This window comes from Myxococcus llanfairpwllgwyngyllgogerychwyrndrobwllllantysiliogogogochensis (genome assembly GCF_006636215.1).
Classification (GTDB): Bacteria; Myxococcota; Myxococcia; order Myxococcales; family Myxococcaceae; genus Myxococcus; species Myxococcus llanfairpwllgwyngyllgogerychwyrndrobwllllantysiliogogogochensis.
The window spans coordinates 1-635 of record NZ_VIFM01000605.1 but is presented as its reverse complement, the minus strand read 5'-3'; the positions used below and the strand labels follow the sequence as shown (position 1 = coordinate 635).

Sequence of the window (635 nt, the reverse complement as noted above, 5' to 3'; positions counted from 1 at the left end):
GCGCTGGCCTTGTCGATCTCGTCGACCACGATGACGGGATTGGCGTATTCGCCGTCCACCAGCGCCTCGAACACCTTGCCGGGGCGCGCGCCCTTCCATTGCGAGGACGAGCCCGAGAGCAGCCAGCCGGCGGTCATCGAGCTCATGGGCACGAGGTTCATTCCGGTGCCGAGCAGCTCGGCCAGCTGGCGCGCGAAATGGGTCTTGCCGATGCCGGGCGGGCCGATCAGCAGCATCGGCGTCACCTCCAGGCCGTCGCGGCTGTCCTGTGCCAGCGCGACGTGGCGCTTCACGTCGTCGAGCGCATCGGAGAAGTTGGGCAGCTGCTCGTAGAGGCCTGCCATGTCGGGCACGCCGGACGGCTTCACCTGGAAGCGCTCGGGGCCCCGTTCGAGCATGCGCTCGTAGACCGCGCGCAGGGTTTCGTATTCACGCTGGCTGCCCGCGTCCTGCAGCCGGGCGAGGCGGCGCTCCACGTCGCCGGGCCGGAACACGTTGCGCAACTGGGCCACCGGCAGGCCCATCGAAGGAGATTGCGGGACAAGGCTGTGTGTCGTCGTCATGGCGCGCTCCTGGTTCGTTGGAGGGTGAGGGCACGCAACCATTCAAGCACACAACATGCCGGCTTCCAACGG

Annotated in this window: 1 protein-coding gene; it reads right to left on the bottom strand. The window is 68.0% G+C overall.

Annotation, left to right across the window (positions count from 1 at the left end; translation table 11 throughout):
* A partial coding sequence (locus FJV41_RS57065) for an AAA family ATPase (RefSeq protein WP_141649551.1) occupies positions 1–563 on the bottom strand: 563 nt, incomplete at its 3' end.
* Positions 564–635: the final 72 nt, after the last annotated feature.